This is a genomic window from Pilimelia columellifera subsp. columellifera, from assembly GCF_039532605.1.
Taxonomy (GTDB): Bacteria; Actinomycetota; Actinomycetes; order Mycobacteriales; family Micromonosporaceae; genus Pilimelia; species Pilimelia columellifera.
Genome location: NZ_BAAARY010000022.1, coordinates 1 through 21,622, shown reverse-complemented (window position 1 = coordinate 21,622; position 21,622 = coordinate 1). Strand labels below are relative to the sequence as shown.

Here is a 21,622-nt window from a genome sequence, read left to right as displayed (position 1 = left end):
GCGGCAAACACGATCCAGACGGATGGCCCGCGTCAGCCGAGCGCAGAGGCAGTGGGCGTTCAGTCTCCGGGAACCGCGTTGGCTCAGATCGCCGTAGATCTGGTCGATCAGCAGGCCGATGGGGGCGGGTATGCAGGACGATGGCGCGGTCAGGAACGACACGGACGACAACGAAACAGCTGGGCACGGCAGGGCCACTGGCGGGCGGGCGGCGCCCGTTCGGATGTGCCTGGTCCTGCTGTGCGGGATCCTGCTGGTTGCGTTCGGCGGCAACCTCCGGGCCGTGGCGGCGGCGTTCTCCCAGAAGACCACCAACGCCGGTAGCGCGTTCGGCGCGGCGGTGAACTTCACCGCCGGCGGCCTCTACGGCTGGGGCGACAACACCACCGGCCAGATCGGTCTCGGCAACACCACCAGCCCCAGGACCAGCCCGCTACAGGTGGGCTCTGTGACGACCTGGACATCGGCCGCGACATCGAACCAGCCAGCCGACGACGCAGCCACCGGGCACACCTGCGCCCTCCGCACCGATGACACGCTGTGGTGCTGGGGCAGCAACAACCAGGGTCAACTCGGCCGGGGGAACAACACCAACACCTCGTCGCCGGTGCAGATCGCCGGGGCGTGGACCCAGATTGCCACCGGCGGCTACCACAGCTGCGGGGTCAAGACCGCCGGTAGCCTGTGGTGCTGGGGCCAGAACGACTTCGGGCAGCTCGGTCAGAACAACTACACCGCCTACAACACCCCGCAACAGGTCGGCGTGGCCACCAACTGGACCGATATCGGCGCTGCCAACGTCCAGACCTGCGGCATCCGCGGCGGCGCCGTGTACTGCTGGGGCGAGGGCATCAACTACAAACTCGGCAACTCCAACACCGCGAACCAGGATCTGCCGATAACCACCAGCAGCAACACCACCCACACCCACATCACCCTCGGCCGGCAACACGCCTGCGCCCGGCGCAGCGGCGGCACCCTCTACTGCTGGGGCCTGAGCGACTCCGGCCAACTCGGTCGCGGCAACTACACCACCGCCCAGACCCCCGCCCAGGTCGGCGCCCTCACCACCTGGACGTACATCGCCGCCGGCCGTGACCACACCTGCGGCCTCAAGACCGGAACGCTGTGGTGCTGGGGCCTCAACGACACCTACGAACTCGGCCTCGGCAGCACCGGCGACCAAACCTCGCCCAACCAGGTCGGGTCCGCCACCGACTGGGCGAAGGTCACCCCCGGGAACGAGTTCACCTGCGCCAACCGCACCAACCGCGACATCTACTGCTGGGGCGACAACCCCTACGGCCAACTCGGCCAGGGCGACACTGGGGACGAGACCACCCCGAAACTCGTCCCCAGCCGCACCGGCACCGTCTACGCCGGCGGCAGCGGCAGCCACACCACCTTCGCCATCGGCTAGCGGCAGACGGGTCATCTTCCTCGACTCAGAGCCCTGATGCCGCCGCCGGTCTGCGCTTCGACGGTGGAGGGCTGGCGGCGCTGTCGGGCCAACCGGCGGCCGCTGTGGCGGTACCAGCCGGCGAACATCGCGAGTGCCAACAGCAGCTCGGCGGCGTCGCCGCCGTAGTACATGAGTTTGGCGGCCGCGCGCGCCGCCTCAGCCGGGTGTCCCGCGCCCGGCGGGAGGTCGCCGGCGTGGGCGTAGAGGTGCTTGGCCAGCACCGCGTGTCCCGCGGCGGCGGCCAGCAGCGCGCCCGCCCGCACGGCCAGGGCCGGTCGCCGGGGTGCGGGATCCGGGCCGGCCACAGCCCAGGCGAACAGATACCCGGCGGCCAGGTAGTGCAGGTGCAGGGCGTCGTGCAGCGCCGGGTGCCGCTCCGCTGCCGCGTACAGCGGGGTGAGCATCACCGCCGCCAGCCCGCCGGTGGTCAACACCGCGGCGGTCGCCGGATGCGCCAGCAGGCGCATCGGCGCCCAACGCAGGATCCGCGTCACCGGACGGCGCAGGGGCGGCGCCGTGCGCAGCAGCAGCGTCACCGGGGCGCCCAGCGCGAGGGCGAAGGGAGCTAGCATCCCCAACAGCAGGTGCTGTGCCATGTGCGCGCGCGGATCGCCAGGAGGCCCCGACAAGGGGGAGAGGGCGACCGCGAGCACCGCGCAGCCGGTCAGCCAGGCCGTCGTCCGCCAGCCGCTCCAGCCCCGCCGATCGCTGGCGGCGGCCAGGACGTAGATGTCGGCGAGCAACCACACCAGCAGCAGGGGTCCCAGGCCAACGCCGGCCGCGTGATCGGGGTGGGCGGGCATTGTCACCGCCGGCGCGGCGCTTCCCGGCCGTTCGCCCGCGCCCGGCCGAGCACGATAACGCCGGCGAACAGGAGCAACGCCCCGGCGACGTTCCAGACGATGTCGTACGGCAACAGGTGCACCCCATAGCGAATCTGGTGCAACCGCAGCACCTTGTGGTCGACCAGCCCGTCGAAGAGCTGGAACGCGCCGGCGCCCGCGAGAGCGCCGCCCCAGCCGGCCAGACGGCGCCACCCCTGGCGGCGGCGTAGGTCGGCGAACCAGAAGAACCCGCCGACGAGCGCGAGCAACTCGGCGGCGTGCAGCAGCCCATCGGACAACAAGCCGACCGCGGGAGTCGACCTGTCATAGAAGTGGTGCCAACCCAGGATCTGGTGGAACACGATCTCGTCGACCGCCGCCATCACCGCCGCGCCGATCACCCCGGCGGCCAGCATCGACGTCCGTGCCTGCGGAACCGGCCGATCGGGTCCGCGCTGGTCGTCAGATCTCATCTGGACCTTCTCGCTACTCGAACGTGTGTGACCACCTGATGCTTTCCCCGACCCCGGTCCGGCAAACCGGGGCTGGTCGCCTGCCGCTGGCGACCCGGTAGCGGGATCCGCCCCGTGTTTCCCGGCAGTCAGGACCGGGCATAGCGCGCTGTCACTGTTTCCCACCCGCTGGAGGTCACCATGTTCGCCATCATCGCCGCTGTCCTTTTCGGCCTGGCGTTGCTGCTCCAGCTCGTCGGCACCGCGCTCGGCCCGCTGACCCCGACCGTGCTGATGCTCGCCGGCCTTATGTGCGTCGCGCTCTCGATGACCGGGATCGGCGCCGGCTGGCGTTACAACCGCCGCCGCTGACCCGCCGGTCGGCCCGGGGACGCCACCACCGATGGCGCCGTCGAGTCACGCCGGGACGTCAACCCCCGTCGCGGAACCGGTTGGTGATGGGGAGCCGTCGGTCCCGCCCGAACGCCTTGATCGAAATCTTGGTGCCGGGCGCGGACTGACGGCGTTTGTGCTCGGCCAGATCCACCAGGCGCAGCACGCGGTCCACGGTCGCCGGGTCGTGGCCGGCGGCCAACAGCTCGTCGCGGCCGAGATCGCCGTCGACATACCCGGCCAGGATCGCGTCGAGGACGTCGTAGTCCGGCAGCGAGTCGGTGTCGAGCTGGCCGGGGCGCAGCTCGGCGCTCGGCGGTTTCAGGATGGAACGCTCCGGGATCGGCGGCGTCTGACCCCGCTCGACGGCCGCCGCGTTGCGCCACCGGGCCAGCTGCCACACCATCGACTTCGGGACGTCCTTGAGCGGGTTGAAGCCGCCGACCGAGTCCCCGTAGAGGGTGGAGTAGCCCACCGCCAGCTCGCTCTTGTTCCCGGTGGTGAGGACCAGGCGCCCCTCCTGGTTGGACAGCGCCATGAGGATCACCCCACGAACCCGCGCCTGAAGATTCTCCACGGCCAGCCCGGACAGCGACAGATTCGCCAGGAACGCGTCGACCATCTCCTGGATCGGTTCGGTGCGGTAGTCCAGGCCGGTGCGGGCGGCCAGATCGGCGGCGTCGTCGCGGGAATGGTCCGACGAGTGCCCGCTGGGCATCGAGACCCCGACGACCCCGCTCGGCCCGAGCGCGTCGACGGCGATGGCGGCCACCACGGCCGAGTCGATGCCGCCGGACAGTCCGAGGGTCACCGACCGGAACCCGTTCTTGCCGACGTAGTCGCGCAGTCCCAGCACCAACGCCTGCCACACCTCGGCCTCGTCGCCCGCACGTTCGGCCACCCCCGCGTGTGCCGCGTCGCCGCCCGGCCCCGGCGGCGTCGCCACCCGCTGACTGATGTCCACCCGGTGCACCCGCATCGCCGCGCCCGGCGACATCACCTGCGGCGTGGCCGGCGGCTCGGCGGCGACGGCCGGAACCTCCAGGTCGTGGACAAGCAGGTGGTCGACGAACTGCGGGGCCCGGGCCAGCAGCTCGCCGGCCGCGGTCACGATCATCGAGTCGCCGTCGAACACCAGTTCGTCCTGGCCGCCGATCAGGTTGACGTACGCGACGGTGGCCCCGGCCTCCGCCGCCCGGCGCTGCACCAGCGGCAGCCGCACGTCGTCCTTGTCCAGCTCGTACGGGGAGCCGTTGAGGCTCAGGACCAGGCCCACGCCGGCCTCGCGGGCGACGGTGAACGGCCCGCCGGCCTGCCACAGGTCCTCGCAGATGGTGAGGGCGATGTCGACCTTCGCGCCGTCCACCGGCATCCGGATGACGGTCATGGTGCTGCCCGGGGTGAAGTAGCGGTCCTCGTCGAAGACGCCGTAGTTGGGCAGGTGGTGCTTGAAGTAGCGGGCCACCGGCTGGCCGCCGCACAGGACCGCCGCGGTGTTGCGGCGGTCCTGTGCCGGCTCCGCGTCGAGGTAGCCGACCACGACCGGCAGGCCGCCGAGCCCGTCGGCGTCCAGGTCAAGGGCGAGCTGACGCAGCGCCTGCTGGGACGCCGCGACGAACGAGCCGCGGAAGACCAGGTCCTCGACCGGGTACCCGGTGAGGACCATCTCCGGGAACACCACCAGCCCGGCCCCGGCCTCGGCGGCCCGACGGGCCCCCTGACGGACGAGGGCGGCGTTGCCGGCGAGGTCCCCGACCGTGGGGTTGACCTGGGCCAGGGCGATACGCAGGGTCGGCATCTCCCCATCTTCGACGATGGGCGCCCGAACGGCGTCGGCGGGCCGATGGCCGCTGGCGGAGGGCAGCTCGCCCGCCGCGCCCGATCACGCGGTCCGGGCGTGGCGTGTTGGCGTAACGTGGCTCGGGCACGACGCGATTGAGGGGGCCCGGTGGATCGTCAGCAGGAGTTCGTGCTGCGCACGCTGGAGGAGCGGGACATCCGCTTCGTCCGGCTGTGGTTCACCGACGTGCTGGGCACGCTCAAGAGCGTGTCGGTCGCCCCCGCCGAGCTGGAGGCGGCTTTCGAGGAGGGCATCGGCTTCGACGGCTCGGCGATCGAGGGCTTCGCCCGCGTCTACGAGTCCGACATGATCGCCATGCCCGACCCGACGACCTTCCAGGTCTTCCCGTTCGAGGGCGGCGAGAGCGGCGAGAGCGCGCGGATGTTCTGCGACATCCTGCTCCCGGACGGCTCGCCGTCGTGGGCGGACCCCCGCCATGTGCTGCGCCGTGGCCTGGCCCGCGCCGCCGACTCGGGTTTCACCTTCTACACCCACCCGGAGATCGAGTTCTTCCTCTTCGAGGACGGCCCGCTCGACGGCCGGGCGCCGACGCCGGTGGACGACGGCGGCTACTTCGACCACACCACCCACTCGGTGGCCCGGGACTTCCGCCGGCAGGCGGTGCTGGCCCTGGAGCGCATCGGCATCTCGGTGGAGTTCAGCCACCACGAGGTCGCGGCCGGCCAGCAGGAGATCGACCTGCGCTACGCCGACGCCCTGACCACCGCTGACAACGTCATGACATTCCGGCATGTGGTGAAGGAGGTGGCGCTCTCGCACGGGGTGCGCGCCTCGTTCATGCCCAAGCCCTTCACCGACCAGCCCGGCAGCGGCATGCACACCCATCTGTCGCTGTTCGAGGGCGAGCGCAACGCGTTCCACGACCCGGCCGCCGAGATGAAACTGTCGAAGGTGGCCCGTTCGTTCATCGCCGGTCTGCTCACCCACGCCCGCGAGTACGCGGCGGTGACGAACCAGTGGGTCAACTCCTACAAGCGGCTCTTCCCGCAGCCGTTGTCGGACGAGCGGATCACCGAGGCGCCGGCGTACGTGTGCTGGGGGCACCTCAACCGTTCCGCGCTGGTGCGGGTGCCCGCCTACGGCAAGCCGAACTCGGCCCGGGTGGAGATCCGGTCGCCGGACTCGGCCTGCAACCCGTATCTGGCGTTCGCGGTGCTGTTGGGCGCCGGGCTCAAGGGCATCGAGTCCGGCTACGAGCTGCCGCCGGGCGCCGAGGACGATGTGTGGTCGCTGACCTCGGCCGAGCGTAAGGCGATGGGGTACGCCCCGCTACCGGAGAACCTGTCCGAGGCGATCGACGCGATGTCCCATTCGGAGCTGGTTCCCCAGATCCTGGGGGAGCATGTCTTCGAGTTCTTCCTGCGCAACAAGCGCGCGGAGTGGGAGGCGTACCGCCGTCAGGTCACGCCGTACGAGCGTCAGCGGTACCTGGGCGCACTCTGATCGGGAGCTGCCTACCCGTTGCCGGCGTTGTGGGCGATGGTCTGTTCGGTTGGACTGTCGGGTCTCGTCGAATAGTCCTTTTGTCGACCTGGCTGTTGCGGTCGTGTGGTGTGGCTGGCCTGGGGGATCATCTGGGTGACCGGCCAGTCGAATTGGGGCCATTTCAATGTGGTCAATAACGCTGACCACTGGAAGTGCTGCTCATTGCCGCCAAGTCGGACATGGTCGATCTGCCCGTCGGGTCACTATATTCGTATCCTTGAATTAGTGGGTCCGTCTTCCGGTGGCTCTGTCGTCTCCCGGTTCCTAGGATTCTTGGCGGGGTTGGGATCCCGGACATGCACATTGTCCAATGTAAATTTGTGGGGAGACAGCATGAATATGCTCCGTCGCTCGGCCGTCGTTATGGCCGCCGGGCTCACCGCACTCGCGTTCGTCCCGAGCGCCGCGGCCATGGCCGCTCCGATCGAGGGGTCCAACCAGTCCGTTGTCCGTGATGAGTCGTTCGTCGGTGAGGGCCGCGGACGTCTCAACGACGCGCTGCGTGAGGCTGAGAACGACGCGTTCAACCAGGCGCGTCGCTCCGGGTACGAGCGTCGTGACTGCTCCACCGAACGCATCCAGCGGGACGACCGCGGCAACGGCAACTGGATCGTCCGGCACACCATCTCCTGCGAGAACGGCAACGGCGGCCCGGGACCGGGCCGCGACCTGCTGGTCAACGCGATCAGCGGGCTCTGCTTCGACGCCGGCCGCAACGCCCGCGACGTCGTCACCCTCGAGGAGTGCGACGGCCGCAACGGCCAGCGCGTCGATGTGGACCGTCGGGCCGGCACGATCAAGGTGTTCGGCCAGTGCCTGGAGCCCGAGCGCGCCAGCGGCCGTGAGGCCGAGGTCGTCTTCAACCGTTGCGACGGCTCACGTGACCAGGAGTGGAGCTTCAACCGTCGTGGCATGGACCTCTACGAGATCCAGAACGACCGCCGTGACATGTGCCTCGACGTCCTCGACCGCAACCCGGACGAGGGCTCCGAGGTCGGTGTCCGTCGCTGCTCGGACAACGACGTCAACCAGGAGTGGCTCGTCGGCGATCGTGACTGATCACTGACACCGCCACCTCGCTGAGATAGCGAGATGTGGGGCCGCCCGCCGATGCGGGCGGCCCCACATTCGTGTGCGCGGATCAGTCATCGTCGCCGGAGCGGGCGTCCTCGGCGGCGGCCTGCTCCGGGGTGGGCGCGGTCCCGCCCAGGTGCGCCGGCAGCCACCAGGTGTCCTCCGGCCCGGACGGCTGGTCCGGGTAGTCGCGCTGGGCGCGGTCGAGCAGGCCCATCATCCGGGCCCGCAGCTCGGCCATCACCACGTCCTGGTCGTCCTTGCGGCCGACGTCCATCGGCTCGCCGATCATCACGGTGACCGGCAGATGCCGACGCAGCAACGTCCGGGGCCGGCCCTTGGTCCACAGTCGGTGGGTGCCCCACACCGCCACCGGGATCAGCGGCGTGCCGGTGTTGGCTGCCATCCGGCCTGAGCCGGTCTTGAGCTCCTTGACGGTGAACGAGCGGCTGATCGTCGCCTCCGGGAAGACGCCGACGACCTCCCCGGCCCGCAGCGCCTGCAACGCCGCCCGCAACGAGGTCGCGCCCGCTGAACGGTCCACCGGGATGTGCCGCATCCCCCGCATGAGCGGGCCGCCGACCGGGTGCTCGAACACCTCGTGCTTGGCCATGAACCGCACCAGGCGGCCGGCTGGCCGCGCCCCGAAGCCGCAGAAGATGAAGTCCAGGTAGCTGACGTGGTTGCTGGCCAGCACCGCCCCGCCGGTGGCCGGAATATGCTCGGCGCCGTCCACCCGCACGCGCAGGTCAAGAGCGCGGAACATCAGATTCACCGTGGCGATGACGGGCGGGTACACCAGCTCTGACATGAGCGGCACGCTAGCCTGGCCGCCGATCTCCGATGCCGGCCGGGTACCCGCAACCTGACCGCCCGCGCGGGCCCTGGCGGTTGTAGCCTCGGCAGGTGGCAATCGCGCTGGTGGTGGAGAACGACCCGACCGACGGACCCGGACGACTCGGCCAGTGGCTGACCGACGCCGGCCTCGTCCTGGAGGTGCGGCGCCCGCACCTCGGCGAGCCGCTGCCCGACAGCCTCGCCGGGTACGACGCGCTCGTCGTCCTGGGCGGGGAGCAGAGCGCCTACCCGGACGCCGACGGCGCCCCCGGCGCGCCCTGGTTCCCGGCGCTGGAGCGCCTGCTGCGGGTGGCCGTCCGCGACCAGAGGCCGACCCTGGGCATCTGCCTCGGCGGCCAGTTGCTGGCCAGCGCGCACGTCGGCACGGTCGAGCGCAGCGCCGCCGGGCCCGAGATCGGTCCGGCGCTGGTGGGCCGCCGGGACGCCGCCGACCAGGACCCGCTGTGGGCGCCGATCCCGTTCGCCCCGGACGTCCTGCAATGGCACTACGACGAGATCACTGAGCTGCCGGTCGGCGCGGTCCTGCTGGCCGCCTCGCCCCGGTACCCGCACCAGGCGTTCCGGATCGGCCAGCGCGCCTGGGGCACCCAGTTCCACCTCGAGTGCGACACCGCCATGTTCGCCGGCTGGGTGGCCAACAACCCGCGCCTCATGGCCGACCTCGGCCACCAGCCGCAGGATCTCGTCGCCGCCGTCGACGCGATCATGGACGACCTGGAGCAGGTGTGGCGGCCGTTCGCGGCCAGATTCGCGGCGCTCGCGCTCGGCGGCCAAAATGCCCCGGCCGTACGGCGGTCGCTGCCAATCGTCGGACAGTAGCGACCGGGCCATGGTCAGGGCCACCGGCGGTCGGGTCACCCGGTTCACCCGGCTGACCCGGTACGGCCTGGACCGGGCCGATGACAACGGCCCCGCCGCCGTCGACCTGCTCGGCCCGGACGGCCTGGGCTGGTGGGACCAGGCAGCTCAGGCCCCGGCCAGCCCCGCCGCCGAACGGGCGCTGCTCGACCTGGCCGCCACCGCCGACCCCGACCAGGCGCTGCGCCAGCTCGTCCGGGTCGTGGAGTCGCAGCGCCGCGGCGAGGACCCGCCGCCGCTGCCGGGCCAGCTCCTCGACAATCCGGCCTGGCGGCGACGGCTGTTGGTCGTGCTGGGCGTCTCGTCCGCGCTGGGCGACCACCTCGCGGCGGCCCCGCGGGACGCCGACGCGCTCCGGCCGGCCGCGGAGCCGACCGCTAAGCCCGCCGACGCCCAGCCAGCCGGTCCGCAGCCGACCGCCGTCACCGGTGAGGTGGCGCAGGTGGCGGCGACGGACACCGGGTCAGGGTCCTCGGTGGCCGGACTCCGCGGGGCGTACCGGCGGGCGGTGCTGCGGATCGCCGCCGACGACCTCACCGGCGCCGTCGGCCTGGCGCCGACCATGGCGGCGTTGTCCGCGCTGGCCGACGCGACCCTGGCGGCCGCGCTGCGCATCGCCAGCCAGGAGCTGCCCGGTCCGGCGCCGTCGTTGGCGGTCATCGCCATGGGCAAGTGTGGCGGCGGCGAGCTCAACTACATCTCGGACGTCGATGTCCTCTTCGTCGCCGACGCCGACGCCGACCTGCCCGCGGCCACCCGGATCGCCGCCCGCCTCATGGAGATCTGCGCCCAGGTCGCCTGGCCGGTGGACGCCGCGTTGCGGCCCGAAGGCAGCCGCGGGCCGCTGGTGCGCACTCTCGCCGGCTACCTGGCCTACTACCAGCGCTGGGCCCGAACCTGGGAGTTCCAGGCGTTGCTCAAGGCCCGGCCGGCGGCCGGCGACCCGGACCTGGGCGCACGGTGGCTCGCGGCGGTCACCCCGATGATCTGGTCGGCGGCCGAACGCCCCGAGGCCGTCGCCGACATCCGGGCGATGCGTCGACGGATCGTCGACGCGCTCGCCGCCGAGGAGCTGGACCGCGAGATCAAGCGCGGGCCGGGCGGGCTGCGGGACATCGAGTTCGCCGTCCAACTCCTGCAACTGGTCCACGGACGCGCCGACGGCTCGCTGCGCGCCGTCGGCACCATGCCGGCGCTGCGGGCGTTGGTGGCCGGCGGCTACGTGGGCCGCGAGGACGGCGAGGCGCTGCTGCGCGGCTACGAGTTCCTGCGCCGGGTCGAGCACCGGTTGCAGCTGAGGGCCTTGCGGCGCACGCACACCGTCCCCGACGGCGACACCGCGGACGGGCCCCGCTCGCTGCGCCGGCTGGCCCACGCCCTCGGCTACGTCAGCGGCGGCGGCCGGGACGCCGTCGAGGCGTTCCGGGCGGACTGGCGGGCACACGCCGCCGACGTGCGGCGGCTGCACGTCAAACTGCTCTACCGTCCGTTGCTGGAGGCTGTCGTCCGGGTGCCGGCCGACCACCTGCGGCTGACCACCGAGGCAGCCGGTCGGCGGTTGGAGCTGCTCGGCTTCGCCGACCCGGCGGGCGCGCTGCGGCACCTGCAGGCGCTCACCGACGGCGTCTCCCGGAAGGCGGCGATCCAACGTCAGCTGCTGCCGGTGCTGCTCCAGGATTTCGCCGACGCGCCCGAGCCTGACCGCGGGCTGTTGGCCTACCGGCAGGTGTCCGACGCTCTCGGCGCCTCGGCGTGGTTCCTGCGGCTCCTGCGCGACGGCGGACCGATCGCCCAGCGGCTGGCCCGCGTCCTCGGGGTGTCCCGTTACGCCACCGACCTGCTGGCCCGCGACCCGGAGGCGCTGCGACTGCTCGGCGACGACGGCGCGCTCGCCCCGCGGGACCCGGTAACCCTGCGGGACGGTTTCGCCGCCGCCGCGAACCGGCACCTGGACGGCGGCCGGCCGGCGCCCGAGGACGCGGTCCGCGCGGTGCGGGCGCTACGGCGCCGGGAGCTGTTCCGGATCGCCTGCGCCGACCTGCTCGCCCACGCCGGCCGGCTGGCGCCCGCCCAACCGGTGGACGTGGCGACGGTCGGCGCGGCGCTGACCGAGGTGACCGCCGCGACCCTGGGCGCCGCGTTGCGGACCGCCCAGGTCGCCACCGGCGCCCCCGACGAGCTGCGATTCGCCGTCATCGGCATGGGCCGGCTCGGCGGCGACGAGATGAACTACCCGTCCGACGCTGACGTGCTGTTCGTCTACGAGGCCGGCGGGCTGGACCCGACGGCGGCGGCCTCGGCCGCCCGCGCGGTCGCCGAACGGCTGCGGGCCCTGCTGTCGATGCCCGCCCCGGACCCGCCGCTGGGCCTCGACGCCGACCTGCGCCCGGAGGGTCGCCAGGGGCCGCTGGTGCGCAGTCTGGACGCCTACCGGGCGTACTACCGACGCTGGTCGAAGATCTGGGAGGCGCAGGCGCTGCTGCGGGCCCGCCCGGTGGCCGGCGACCGGGAGCTCTCGGAGCGCTTCCTGGCCCTGGTGGATCCGATCCGTTACCCGGCCGGCGGCCTGAGCGCCGAGCAGGTCGTCGAGATCCGGCGGATCAAGGCGCGGGTGGAGAACGAACGGCTGCCACGCGGGGCCGACCCCACCACCCACCTCAAGCTCGGGCCGGGCGGTCTGGCCGATGTCGACTGGGCGGTGCAACTCATCCAGCTACGCCACGGCCATGACCATCCCGGTCTGCGGGTGACCCGCACCCTGGACGCGTTGGCCGCCGCGACCAGCGCCGGCCTTGTCGAGGAGGACGACGCCTGCGCCCTCAACGCCGCCTGGCGGACCGCGATGGCGGTGCGTAACGCGCTGACCCTGGTCCGTGGACGTCCGGGGGAGCAACTGCCCCGGCAGGGCCCTGAACTCGCCGGGGTGCTGCGCGTCATGGGCGCCGACGACCCTGGCGCGTTCGTCGACCGCTACCTGCGCGCGGCCCGCCGGTGCCGCGCGGCGACCGGGCGGATCATGGATGCCTGAACGCCGGGCCCGGCTCGACCCCGGTTCCACCCAACTGCTGGCCTGCGTGTCGCTGGCCGCCGTCCTCACCGCCGGCTGGCTGCTGGCGCCGCCGATGGGAACCGACCTCGCCGCCCAGATCCGCCGGGCCGACTTCTTCGACGCCCACGGCCTGACGCCGGTCGACCTCAGCTGGTACGGCGGCGTCTCGCCGCTGGGGTACAGCTTGCTGTCCCCGCCGCTCATGGCTGCGTTCGGCGGCGGCCTCTGGGGCGCCAGGTGGGTCGGCGCGTTGTCGGCGGTCGCCTCGGCGGGGCTGGCCGCCGTGCTGCTGCGCCGCGCGGACGCCGCCCGGCCGCTGGTGGCCGGGCTGGTAGCCGCGGTGTGCGTGGTCGGCAACCTGGCCTCCGGCCGGATCACGTTCGCGCTGGGCATGGCGTTGGCGCTGGCCGCGCTGCTGGCCGCCACCGGGTCGCGCCGGCCGCTGGCGCTGACGACGCTGGCGGCCGCCGGCGCCACCGCGGCCAGCCCGGTGGCCGGTCTGTTCCTGGCGCTCGCCGGCGGCGCCTGGGGCCTGGCCCGGCTGTGGGAGCGCCGGTCGATGGTCGCGGCGCTGACGGTCGCGGCGCCGCTGTGCCTGCCGCCGCTGCTGGTGATGACCACGTCGGCGTGGCTGTTCGGCGACGGCGGCGCACAGCCCTTCGGCGCGCAGTCCCTGCTCGTCGCCGTCGCCACCTGTGTGGTGGTCGCGCTGGCCGTCGGCCCACGGCGTCCGACGCTGCTCGTCGGGGCGGCGCTCGCGACTGTCCTGCTCGTCCTCGCCTACCTGGTCCCCAGCCCGATCGGGTCGAACGCCCTGCGACTGCCGATGCTGTGGGCGGCGCCGCTCATCGTCGGGTTCGGACGCTGGCCGACGATTCCGTTGGCGCTGGTCGTGGCGCTCGTCGTGTGGTGGCAGCCGCCCGTCGTCGTCGGCGACCTCGCGCGCGCGGGCGACCCGCCGCACCACCGCGCGTACTACGCCGGCCTGGCGGCCGAGCTGCGCCGGCTGCCGCCGGGGCGCGTCGAGGCCGTGCCCCTGAAGGACCACGGCGAGTCGACCCAGCTGGGGTTGGACATCCAACTGGCCCGGGGATGGCAGCGCCAGCTCGACGTCGGCGAGAACCCGCTGTTCTACCGGCCCGGCCTCAACCCGGACACGTACCGGCGTTGGCTGGCCGAGCGGGCCGTGACGTACGTGGCGCTCGCCGACGCCGATCCGGACCAGTGGGCCGTCGCCGAGGCGGCCGTCATCCGCCAGGGCGTCCCCTATTTGGCCGAGGTGTGGCGTGATGACCGGTGGCGGCTGCTGCGGGTGGCCGAGCCGACGGCCGTCGTGGCCGCGCCAGCGGCGTTGCGACGGCTCGACGCGGCGTCGGTCGCCTTCGAGGTCGAGGGGCCGGCGGTCGTGACGGTGAACGTGCGGGCGTCCCGCTGGCTCCGCCTGTCCGGACCCGGCTGCCTGCGGGTCGACGGCGACCGGGTGCGGGTCGACGCCGGGCGGGCCGGGGCCTACACGATGACGTCCTCGCTCTGGTCGCCAGGCCCCTGGTGCCAATGACCGGTCACGAGCCGCCACGCCTGCGTTCCGCGCGTTCATTTGGCGCCATACGATCACCAACCATGCTCCGATCCCGCAGGACCGACGACGCCGCTGACGCCGTCAGCTCACCTGTCTGGGCAAGCCCCAGGGCGATTCGGTACGGGGGGCTCACCGGTTCCCTGCTGTTGGCGTTGGCCGCCGTCCTCGGCGGCGCCCGGACGGCCCTGTGGCTGGGCGCCGGTCCGTCCGCCACCTGGAACCTGCCGTTCGGGCCGGGAATCCTGGCGAGCTGGCTGGTTGGCCTGATCCTGCTGACGGTCGCCTGGTGGCAGGGTCTGCGGGGGGTGCCGGGGCTGGGCTGGGCAGCGTCCACCGTGGCGTTGTGGTCGGCGCCGCTGTTGGCCGCGACGCCCTACGGGAGCCGGGATCTGTACTCGTACGCCTGCCAGGGGGCGGGCCTGGCAGCCGGTCGCGACCCCTACGCTGAAGGACCGGCCGCGATGCCGTGCCCCTGGCTGGGCTCGGTCTCGAACATCTGGCGCGAGACGCCTGCCCCGTACGGTCCGCTGTTCGTGCTGCTGGCGGGCCTGGCCGTGACGGTAGGCGGGGTGCTCTGGGCGTCGGTGGCGGTGTTGAAGCTGGCCGCGGTCATCGGCGTGGTCATGACCGGCGTCGGGGTGCCGATGGCCGCCCGTCGGCGTGGCCTGGACCCGTCGGCGGCGTTCTGGCTGATCCTGGCGTGCCCGCTGGCGCCGCTGCACCTCATCGGCGGCGGCCACAACGACGCCCTGATGATCGGGTTCGCGGTGCTGGGCATCGCCGTGATCCTGGCCGCCCCCGACGGTGGCCGGCGCCGGCTGTGGCTGCTCCTGGCCGGTGGCGCCCTGCTGGGCGCGGCGGTCATGGTGAAGGCGACCGCTGGGGTGCTGCTGCCGTTCGCGGTGCTCCTCGCGGGCCGGTCCACCGGACTGGTCGACCTGGTCCGCCAGGGTTGGGCGGTCATCGTGGGCGCCGTCGTGACGGTGGCGGGTCTGACGTTCCTCCCCGGCCTGGGCTTCGGCTGGGTGGGTGCGCTCCGACACAGCGGCGACTCGATCCAGTGGACCTCGCCGCCGACGGCGGTCGGGCAGACGATCGACTACGTCGGCCGGCTTGTCGGTCTACCGGGGAGCGCGGTGCCGGCCGTCCGGTTGGTGGCGATGGTGGCGTTGCTTGCGGCCCTGGTATGGATCTGGTGGCGGGCCTGGCGCGACGGCGCGGACCCGCTGCTGGCGGCCGGGCTCGCCATGTTCGCTGTCGTGGCGCTGAGCCCGGTGTTCCACCCGTGGTACCTGCTGTTGCCGCTGGCGACGTTGGCGGTGGCGGCGTCGACCGCGCGGTGGCGGCTTTTCGCGGCGATCAGCGCCGTGGCGGGGTTCCTGGTCCTCCCGGACGGCAGCGGCCTGGTCCGTTACGTCAAGTTCCCCGGCGCGCCGCTGATGACCATCACGGTCGTGGTCGTGGCGGTGCGAGTGTGGCGCGCCCGTCCTGGTCGCGCGGAGGCGCGCCCGGACCTGTCGACGGTCTGAGACGCCGACGCGGGTGGCGGGGCCCGAAACCGGACCTCCGCCACCCGCGCCCGACCGCCGACCGGGGTCAGCAGTCGTAGTACATGGCGAACTCGTGCGGGGTCGGGCGCAGGCGCACCGGGTCGACCTCGTTGGCGCGTTTCCAGTCCACCCAGGTCTCGATGAGGTCCGAGGTGAAGACGCCGCCCTCGAGCAGGTAGTCGTGGTCGGCTTCGAGGGCTTCCAGGACCTCCGGCAGCGAGCCCGGCACCTGCTTGACGTCCCGGAACTCGTCCGGGGCCAGGTCGTACAGGTCCTTGTCGATCGGCTCCGGCGGCTCGATCTTGTTCTTGATGCCGTCGAGGCCGGCCATCATCATCGCCGAGAAGGCCAGGTACGGGTTGCTGGACGGGTCCGGCACCCGGTACTCGACCCGCTTGGCCTTGGCGTTGGCGCCGGTGACCGGGATGCGGGTGCAGGCGGAGCGGTTGCGCTGCGAGTAGACCAGGTTCACCGGCGCCTCGTAGCCGGGCACCAGTCGCCGGTAGGAGTTGACCGTCGGGTTGGTGAAGGCCAGCAGCGACGGCGAGTGCTGGAGCAGCCCGCCGATGTACCAGCGGGCCATGTCGGACAGGCCGGCGTACCCGGTCTCGTCGTAGAACAGCGGCTCGCCGCCCAGCCACAGGCTCTGGTGGGTGTGCATGCCGGAGCCGTTGTCGCCGAACAGCGGCTTGGGCATGAACGTCGCGGTGCGCCCGGCCGCCCAGGCGGTGTTCTTGATGACGTACTTGAACAGCTGCACCTGGTCGCCGGCGTGCAGCAGCGTCGAGAACCGGTAGTTGATCTCAGCCTGGCCGCCGGTGCCGACCTCGTGGTGCGAGCGCTCGACGGTGAAGCCGGTCTCCAGCAGTCGGGTCACCATCTGGTCGCGCAGGTCGGCGAAGTGGTCGACCGGCGGGACGGGGAAGTAGCCGCCCTTGTAGGCGGTCTTGTAGCCACGGTTGCCGCCGGGCTCCTCGCGACCGGAGTTCCACGCGCCCTCGACCGAGTCGATGTAGTAGAACGCCTGGTGGGCGCTCGTCTCGTGGCGGATCGAGTCGAAGATGTAGAACTCGGCCTCGGCGCCGAAGTAGGCGGTGTCGGCGATGCCGGTGCTGGCCAGGTACGCCTCGGCCTTCTTCGCGACGTTACGCGGGTCGCGACTGTAGGCCTCCAGCGTGAACGGGTCGTGGATGAAGAAGTTGAGCGCGAGGGTCTTCTGCGCCCGGAACGGATCGACGAAGGCGGTGGCGACGTCCGGCAGCAGCAGCATGTCGGACTCGTGGATCGCCTGGAAACCGCGGATGGACGAGCCGTCGAAGGCCAGGCCGTCGGTGAAGAAGCTCTCATCGACGCTCTCGACCGGAAGGTTGAAGTGCTGCATGACGCCGGGAAGGTCACAGAACCGAACATCGACGAAGCGGACGTCCTCGTTCCGGACGTACCGCAACAGCTCCTCGGGGTTGGTGAACACGCATCCTCCTGTGGCTGGCTCAGCTGGCTCGACGGTGACCACCGTAGGGCGGGGTCGTTGCCCGGCCATGTCTTTCTTGTTTCGACGCTGTTACACGGCGCCGGATGGGATAACCATATGCGGATTGTTGTCCCAATCGTGACGACCTGGAGGACCCATGGATTCTGCCCTGAGCGCTCGTAGACGGATCCGTCCGGGCCGCCGAGCCCTGGCCACGGCTGTGGCGGCCGGTGTGCTCGTCGCGGTGACGGGCGCGTCCGCGGCCACCGCGGACACCGGCCCGGGGCGGGCGTCGGCCCACCGTCCCAACGTCCTCATCATGCTCCTCGATGACGCCCGCGCTGATGCGATGAACGCCATGCCGCGGACGGTGTCCTGGCTCGCGAACCGGGGGATCAGCTACCCGCGGGCGGTGGTGACCACCCCGAGCTGCTGCCCCAGCCGGGCCACCATGTTCTCCGGGCGTTTCGCACACAACCACAACGTCACCGCGCAGTCCGCTGTGGGTCGGTACGACCATGACCGCACCCTCCAGCACGATCTCGACGCCGCCGGGTACCGGACCGCCGCGGTCGGCAAGATCTTCAACGGTTGGCCATCGACCCGCCGACCGCCCCACTTCGACAACGCGGCGCTCACCGGTGGCGGCTACGTCAGCTCGTCTTTCGTGGTGGACGGGGACACCCGCCGGGCCCCGTACGCGACGACGTTCATCGGCGACCAGATCAACCGCTACATCGACAGCTACGAGCGCGATGACCGTCAACCCTGGATGATCTACGCCGGTTTCACCGCGCCGCACTCGCCGTACACGCCGGAACCGCGATACGCCCGCGTCGTCGATCCGTGGCGTGCGAACCCGGCCGCCAGGGAGAAGGACCGCGGCGACAAGCCCGACTGGTTGCGCCCCTACACCGTGACGACGGCCGAGGGCGCGGCGACCCGGCAGGCCCAGCTGCGGGTCATGCGCTCGGTCGACGACGCCATCGCGTCGGTGCGCGCGAGGCTGGCCGCCCGCGGCGAGCTGGACAACACGCTGGTGTTGCTCCTGTCGGACAACGGCAAGTTCTGGGGAGAGCACGGGCTGCCGAGCAAGTTCGCGCCCTACTCGGCGGCTGACCGGGTGCCGATGCTCATGTCCTGGCCCGGCCACCTGCGCGCCGGGGTGCGGGACAACCGGTTGGCGGCCATGGTGGACGTCGCCCCGACGGTGCTCGACGCGGTCGGCCTACGGCCAAGCTTCGCGACCGACGGCCGCAGCCTGCTCGGCGATCACCGGAGGTCCCAGGTGCTCACCGAGTACTGGCACGACACGGCCAACGGCAGCATCCCCACCTGGGCGTCGGCGTACGCTCCCGGCCGGTACCGCTACACCGAGTTGTACGACGCCGAGGGAGAGGTCATCGACCGCGAGTACTACGACCTGGACCGGGACCCTTGGCAACTGGTCAACCTGCTGGGCGACAAGGCCCGCGGCAACGACCCGGACGTCGGGAAGCTGGCGCGGGCGTTGGCGGCCCAGCGGCGCTGTGCGGGGGCCGCCTGCTGGTAACTCCCCTTGGCGTTGGCGGCTCAGCGTGGCTGGCGGCTCAGCGGCGTGGCTGGCGGCTCAGCGGCCGCGCGGTGGGCGGAAGCCGCCGCGCTGTGGCCGCATGCTCTTCGGGATTGCGCCCTTGGGCATCTGCGGCCGGGCGGTGAGCGCGGTGAGTCGCTTGTCGAGCGCGTTGACGTCCCGGCCGGTGAGGTTGCGGGGCAGTCGGGTCAGGGTCGTCCGCAGCTTGCGCAGCGGCAGGGCCCCCTCCTGCTGGCCGACCAGATAGTCGTAGATCGGGGCGCCCCCGACGACCTTGCCCAGCCGCCGCTTCTCCTGCGAGATCAGCTTGCGTACCCGCTCCGGGTCGCCCTCGCCGAGCAGCAGCACCCCTGGGCGGCCGATGACCAGGTGCACCATGTCGAGCTGGGTGGTGGAGCTGACCGCCGGCGTCACCCGCCAGTCGCCGCGCATCGTCTCCACCAGCTGCGCGGCCGCGCCGGGCTGGCCCTCGGCGGCGTTGGTCATCGCGCGGCCGGCGCGCAGGTTGAGCACGATGAGCACTGCCAGGACAGCCCCGAGAACGCCGAACGGGATGACGAACCAGCTCTCCCAGATGAGGAAGGCGACGACCGCCAGCGCGAGCGGGATCAGGATCGCGCCGGACACCAACGGCAGGAACAGCTTGTCCTGCTTCGCGGTGAACGAAAAGACCTGTCCGATCTGCTTGAGCTTCGTCCGGAACGGAACCTTCTCCTGGGGCTTCGCCATGGTCGGGAGTCTAGTTCCTGGCAAGGTGGGCCTGCCGCGCCGGCCTACTCGCCGTCGATGCCGTCCGGAACCGCGCCCGGGTCGAAACCGTCCGGCAGTTCGGCGTCCGCCGGCACGTCGCCGAACGTGTCGAACGCCGCCGCGTCCTCGAAGATCAACAGGCTGACAACCGCGATGACGACGGCGAACCCGATGAAGATGAGGCCGCCGGTCAGATAGCCGCGCCCGGCGGTCCCATCGACCGGGGCGACGAGCCGAGGGTCCGCCGGATCGTAGGCGACCTCCATCGTCGTCCCGGTGACATACGACCTCGGGCTGGGGTTGGGTACCGCCGTGACGACCTTCCTGTCGCCCGCGGCGAACCGGATCACCGGGTGGAAGAGCATCCGGCCCTCGGACATCGGCTGCATCTGGTTGTCGACGATCGTCGCGGTCGTGCGACGCCCGGTGAAAGCCAGTCGGGACGCCTGACGTCGCTGCCGATGCCCTTTAACGATCATGAAGGCGCCGGTAGCCAGCGGGATGAGGCTGAAGCAGCCGAACACGAGCAAGCCACGGTCGGCCACGGCGCCGAAGGAAGTCATGTCGCGCAATATAGCTAGGCGTGGCGACCACGGGCGCCCCACGGAATCCGTGGGGCGCCGTTCGACGTCTGGTCAGCTCGCTGCCGGCCCCCGGCGTCGGCCTGTCAGCCGGATCACGAAGCCGCCGACGAGCAACGTCAGGCCGAAGCCAGCCAGAGCCGACAGCGGCGACCCGGTCACCGGAAGCTCAGCCGACGTCACGGAACCGCCAGCGTTCGTCTGACCCAGGCGCGTCACCTGGGCAGGGGTCGGCGCCCGATCCAGCGCCACGGCCCGGCCCGGGAGCAGGGCCGGAGCCGGTGGAGCGCCAGGGCCGGCCACCACGCCACCGCCATCGCCCTCCCACGGCGTCTCTTTCCAGGGCTCGTCGTCCCAGTCGCCAGGCTCGTCGTCCCAGCCCCAAGGGTCGTCGCCGCCGGCCCACGGATCGTCATCCCAGGACGAGTCGTGTTCGTCGTCCTCGTCCTGGTCCTCGTCGTGGTCGTCCTCCTCGTCCTCGTCCTCGTCGTGGTCGTCGCTGTCGTCGTCGTCAATATCGAAGCAGACGGCGTCAGCGGCCAGCGGCGTCAGCGGCACGACGCACCACTGGTCGTCGTCGGACGCATCGTCATCCTGGTCATCCCCGTGGACGGCCGGCGGCGGGATCAGCGAGCCAGGCAGGCTGTCGTCCAGCGGGAGCCCCCCGGACGGCACCTGGACATCGGGGGACACCGGAGCCTCGTCGGCCGGCGTGATGTCGCTGTCCGGCGCCACGTCCGGCACAGCGACCGCCAGCCTCTTGGCCGGGCTCTTCGCCGGTTTCCCGGGAACTGGGTTCTGCGTCGGCATGTCGTCCGCCCGGCTCCGCGAGGTGCTTTCGGCCGTCGGGGTCGGCGCCTGCTCCCCGCTGGGCGCTGCGTCGGCCGGCGAGGCGTTCCCCGGCGCGGGCGCCACCGTCTCGGGCTCTACCGTTTCGGGTTTCGCTGGCGCGGGTTTCGCTGGCGCGGGCGCTGTCCGCGCGGGTTTCGCTGGCGCGGGTTTGCTCCGCGTGGCTTTCGCCGGCGGGTGGGCGTTTCTGGCCGGCTTGTGGGCCGGCTCGGCCGGCTGCTGGGCTGGTTTGTCGCGCCGGGCCGCCGGAGCCTCCGGGGATCTGGGCTGTGCGGGTTTGTTTTGCTTTCCAACGTGGTGGGATTTGCCGGACTCCGAGGGTCCGTCGGGCGAGTCGCCCTTCGGCGATGATCCGCCCGCCTCGGTGTTCGCCGGGGTGACGTCCGGGTTGGCGACGGCGGCAGCCGCCGGGGCGGCAACGGTCATCGCGCCGAGCGCGGCGATAGCGAACGCTACTCGGGCCATGTGCAGGCGAGGATTCACAGTCGCTCCAAGAGGTAAGGGGCACCAATACTCGGCTGTCCGGGGAAACTGTGTCAATTCACCAAAAATGCATTTACTGTGCGCAGCGAAAGCGTCACTTCGGGTTGCATAGGTGAGTATGTATTTGTTTGTCTGGAGGCAGTAGAACTGCCTCTGAGCTGGCTTCCTGATGCCGACATGGGCAGATGTCAGGCGCGCGACGGGCGTCCGGAGAGAGACAATCCGCGGCCGGCGTCGAAATATGGAGCCGGCCGCGATCACTTATGACGGCGGCTGGTGGTCCGAACGGACAGAGCCCAATAGTCCCGCTGGCCAACCCTGAGAATTGACCGTCCGTTGGCTCATTGGAGCCAATTGCGCTTGGGCGACAGACTGAGCCTTTCCGGGCAACTGTTTGATCACCGAGGGTGACGTAGGCTGCGACGCGCCGAGTGGTCCGGGGTCCAAGATGGAGACGCGACACCTCGGTA

The 21,622-nt window shown here is 71.6% G+C and carries 17 protein-coding genes; 9 read left to right on the top strand and 8 right to left on the bottom strand.

Annotated features, from left to right (window positions below):
* The first annotated feature begins 130 nt into the window (after positions 1 to 130).
* Entirely contained in the window at positions 131 to 1,420 is a 1,290-nt protein-coding gene (locus ABD287_RS16535; protein ID WP_344174101.1) for an RCC1 domain-containing protein, read from the top strand.
* 11 nt (positions 1,421 to 1,431) lie between these two features.
* Here ABD287_RS16535 and ABD287_RS16530 read toward each other — a convergent pair whose 3' ends face one another.
* Both ABD287_RS16530 and ABD287_RS16525 read right to left on the bottom strand, forming a co-directional pair.
* On the bottom strand, positions 1,432 to 2,265 hold the full coding sequence (locus ABD287_RS16530; RefSeq protein WP_344174099.1) for a cytochrome c oxidase assembly protein: 834 nt from the start codon (positions 2,263 to 2,265) through the stop codon (positions 1,432 to 1,434).
* Positions 2,266 to 2,267: 2 nt separating this feature from the next.
* Entirely contained in the window at positions 2,268 to 2,759 is a 492-nt protein-coding gene (locus tag ABD287_RS16525) for a DUF2243 domain-containing protein (RefSeq protein ID WP_344174096.1), read from the bottom strand.
* Positions 2,760 to 2,939: 180 nt separating this feature from the next.
* On the opposite strand from ABD287_RS16525, the gene ABD287_RS16520 reads away from it, so the two are divergent.
* The gene (locus tag ABD287_RS16520) at positions 2,940 to 3,110 is read left to right on the top strand and encodes a hypothetical protein (protein ID WP_344174094.1); all 171 of its coding nucleotides are present in this window, start codon (positions 2,940 to 2,942) and stop codon (positions 3,108 to 3,110) included.
* A 58-nt stretch (positions 3,111 to 3,168) separates the two neighbouring features.
* On the opposite strand, the gene ABD287_RS16515 is transcribed toward ABD287_RS16520, so the two are convergent.
* A complete protein-coding gene (locus ABD287_RS16515; RefSeq protein ID WP_344174092.1) occupies positions 3,169 to 4,929 on the bottom strand; it encodes an NAD+ synthase in 1,761 nt (586 codons plus the stop codon).
* A 150-nt stretch (positions 4,930 to 5,079) separates the two neighbouring features.
* Between ABD287_RS16515 and glnA (ABD287_RS16510) the strand changes: the two genes are divergently transcribed.
* Both glnA (ABD287_RS16510) and ABD287_RS16505 read left to right on the top strand, forming a co-directional pair.
* On the top strand, positions 5,080 to 6,435 hold the full coding sequence (gene glnA, locus ABD287_RS16510; RefSeq protein WP_344174090.1) for a type I glutamate--ammonia ligase: 1,356 nt from the start codon (positions 5,080 to 5,082) through the stop codon (positions 6,433 to 6,435).
* A gap of 375 nt (positions 6,436 to 6,810) precedes the next feature.
* Positions 6,811 to 7,536 carry an RICIN domain-containing protein gene (locus ABD287_RS16505; protein ID WP_344174089.1) on the top strand — a complete coding sequence of 242 codons (726 nt, stop codon included), beginning with the start codon at positions 6,811 to 6,813 and terminating at the stop codon, positions 7,534 to 7,536.
* Between the two features lie 82 nt (positions 7,537 to 7,618).
* On the opposite strand, the gene ABD287_RS16500 is transcribed toward ABD287_RS16505, so the two are convergent.
* Positions 7,619 to 8,362 carry a lysophospholipid acyltransferase family protein gene (locus ABD287_RS16500; protein ID WP_344174087.1) on the bottom strand — a complete coding sequence of 248 codons (744 nt, stop codon included), beginning with the start codon at positions 8,360 to 8,362 and terminating at the stop codon, positions 7,619 to 7,621.
* A gap of 95 nt (positions 8,363 to 8,457) precedes the next feature.
* Here ABD287_RS16500 and ABD287_RS16495 point away from each other — a divergent pair, with 95 nt between their 5' ends.
* The 4 genes from ABD287_RS16495 (at position 8,458) to mptB (ending at position 15,424) form a co-directional block, all read left to right on the top strand.
* Positions 8,458 to 9,228, top strand: a complete 771-nt coding sequence (locus ABD287_RS16495; protein WP_344174085.1) for a type 1 glutamine amidotransferase — start codon at positions 8,458 to 8,460, stop codon at positions 9,226 to 9,228.
* Positions 9,229 to 9,238: 10 nt separating this feature from the next.
* Positions 9,239 to 12,295: a bifunctional [glutamine synthetase] adenylyltransferase/[glutamine synthetase]-adenylyl-L-tyrosine phosphorylase gene (locus tag ABD287_RS16490; RefSeq protein ID WP_344174083.1), complete on the top strand. Its 3,057-nt coding sequence runs from the start codon at positions 9,239 to 9,241 to the stop codon at positions 12,293 to 12,295.
* Positions 12,288 to 13,874, top strand: coding sequence for a hypothetical protein (locus ABD287_RS16485; protein ID WP_344174080.1), 1,587 nt, complete (start codon positions 12,288 to 12,290; stop codon positions 13,872 to 13,874). The genes ABD287_RS16490 and ABD287_RS16485 overlap by 8 nt, the downstream gene beginning before the upstream one ends.
* A 62-nt stretch (positions 13,875 to 13,936) precedes the next feature.
* Positions 13,937 to 15,424 (top strand): polyprenol phosphomannose-dependent alpha 1,6 mannosyltransferase MptB, encoded by a 1,488-nt coding sequence (gene mptB, locus ABD287_RS16480; protein ID WP_344174077.1) that lies wholly within the window; start codon positions 13,937 to 13,939, stop codon positions 15,422 to 15,424.
* 67 nt (positions 15,425 to 15,491) lie between these two features.
* On the opposite strand, the gene glnA (ABD287_RS16475) is transcribed toward mptB, so the two are convergent.
* A complete protein-coding gene (gene glnA, locus ABD287_RS16475; RefSeq protein ID WP_344174075.1) occupies positions 15,492 to 16,916 on the bottom strand; it encodes a type I glutamate--ammonia ligase in 1,425 nt (474 codons plus the stop codon).
* 157 nt (positions 16,917 to 17,073) lie between these two features.
* On the opposite strand from glnA (ABD287_RS16475), the gene ABD287_RS16470 reads away from it, so the two are divergent.
* Entirely contained in the window at positions 17,074 to 18,468 is a 1,395-nt protein-coding gene (locus tag ABD287_RS16470) for a sulfatase-like hydrolase/transferase (protein ID WP_344174073.1), read from the top strand.
* A 57-nt stretch (positions 18,469 to 18,525) separates the two neighbouring features.
* Here the strand turns inward: ABD287_RS16470 and ABD287_RS16465 are convergent, their stop codons facing one another.
* The 3 genes from ABD287_RS16465 to ABD287_RS16455 all read right to left on the bottom strand — a co-directional run bounded on the left by ABD287_RS16465 (position 18,526) and on the right by ABD287_RS16455 (position 20,735).
* Positions 18,526 to 19,218, bottom strand: a complete 693-nt coding sequence (locus tag ABD287_RS16465; RefSeq protein WP_344174071.1) for a DUF4191 domain-containing protein — start codon at positions 19,216 to 19,218, stop codon at positions 18,526 to 18,528.
* A 44-nt stretch (positions 19,219 to 19,262) separates the two neighbouring features.
* Positions 19,263 to 19,802, bottom strand: a complete 540-nt coding sequence (locus ABD287_RS16460) for a DUF3592 domain-containing protein (RefSeq protein ID WP_344174069.1) — start codon at positions 19,800 to 19,802, stop codon at positions 19,263 to 19,265.
* Positions 19,803 to 19,874: 72 nt separating this feature from the next.
* The gene (locus ABD287_RS16455; RefSeq protein ID WP_344174067.1) at positions 19,875 to 20,735 is read right to left on the bottom strand and encodes a hypothetical protein; all 861 of its coding nucleotides are present in this window, start codon (positions 20,733 to 20,735) and stop codon (positions 19,875 to 19,877) included.
* Positions 20,736 to 21,622 lie beyond the last annotated feature (887 nt).

Bases quoted from the DNA above. Each gene is read 5' to 3' on its own strand.
- ABD287_RS16535 (WP_344174101.1), top strand. From the start codon at position 131: ATGCAGGACGATGGCGCGGTCAGGAACGACACGGACGACAACGAAACA.
- ABD287_RS16530 (WP_344174099.1), bottom strand. From the start codon at position 2,265: ATGCCCGCCCACCCCGATCACGCGGCCGGCGTTGGCCTGGGACCCCTG.
- ABD287_RS16525 (WP_344174096.1), bottom strand. From the start codon at position 2,759: ATGAGATCTGACGACCAGCGCGGACCCGATCGGCCGGTTCCGCAGGCA.
- ABD287_RS16520 (WP_344174094.1), top strand. From the start codon at position 2,940: ATGTTCGCCATCATCGCCGCTGTCCTTTTCGGCCTGGCGTTGCTGCTC.
- ABD287_RS16515 (WP_344174092.1), bottom strand. From the start codon at position 4,929: ATGCCGACCCTGCGTATCGCCCTGGCCCAGGTCAACCCCACGGTCGGG.
- ABD287_RS16505 (WP_344174089.1), top strand. From the start codon at position 6,811: ATGAATATGCTCCGTCGCTCGGCCGTCGTTATGGCCGCCGGGCTCACC.
- ABD287_RS16500 (WP_344174087.1), bottom strand. From the start codon at position 8,362: ATGTCAGAGCTGGTGTACCCGCCCGTCATCGCCACGGTGAATCTGATG.
- ABD287_RS16490 (WP_344174083.1), top strand. From the start codon at position 9,239: ATGGTCAGGGCCACCGGCGGTCGGGTCACCCGGTTCACCCGGCTGACC.
- ABD287_RS16485 (WP_344174080.1), top strand. From the start codon at position 12,288: ATGCCTGAACGCCGGGCCCGGCTCGACCCCGGTTCCACCCAACTGCTG.
- mptB (WP_344174077.1), top strand. From the start codon at position 13,937: ATGCTCCGATCCCGCAGGACCGACGACGCCGCTGACGCCGTCAGCTCA.
- ABD287_RS16470 (WP_344174073.1), top strand. From the start codon at position 17,074: ATGGATTCTGCCCTGAGCGCTCGTAGACGGATCCGTCCGGGCCGCCGA.
- ABD287_RS16465 (WP_344174071.1), bottom strand. From the start codon at position 19,218: ATGGCGAAGCCCCAGGAGAAGGTTCCGTTCCGGACGAAGCTCAAGCAG.
- ABD287_RS16460 (WP_344174069.1), bottom strand. From the start codon at position 19,802: ATGACTTCCTTCGGCGCCGTGGCCGACCGTGGCTTGCTCGTGTTCGGC.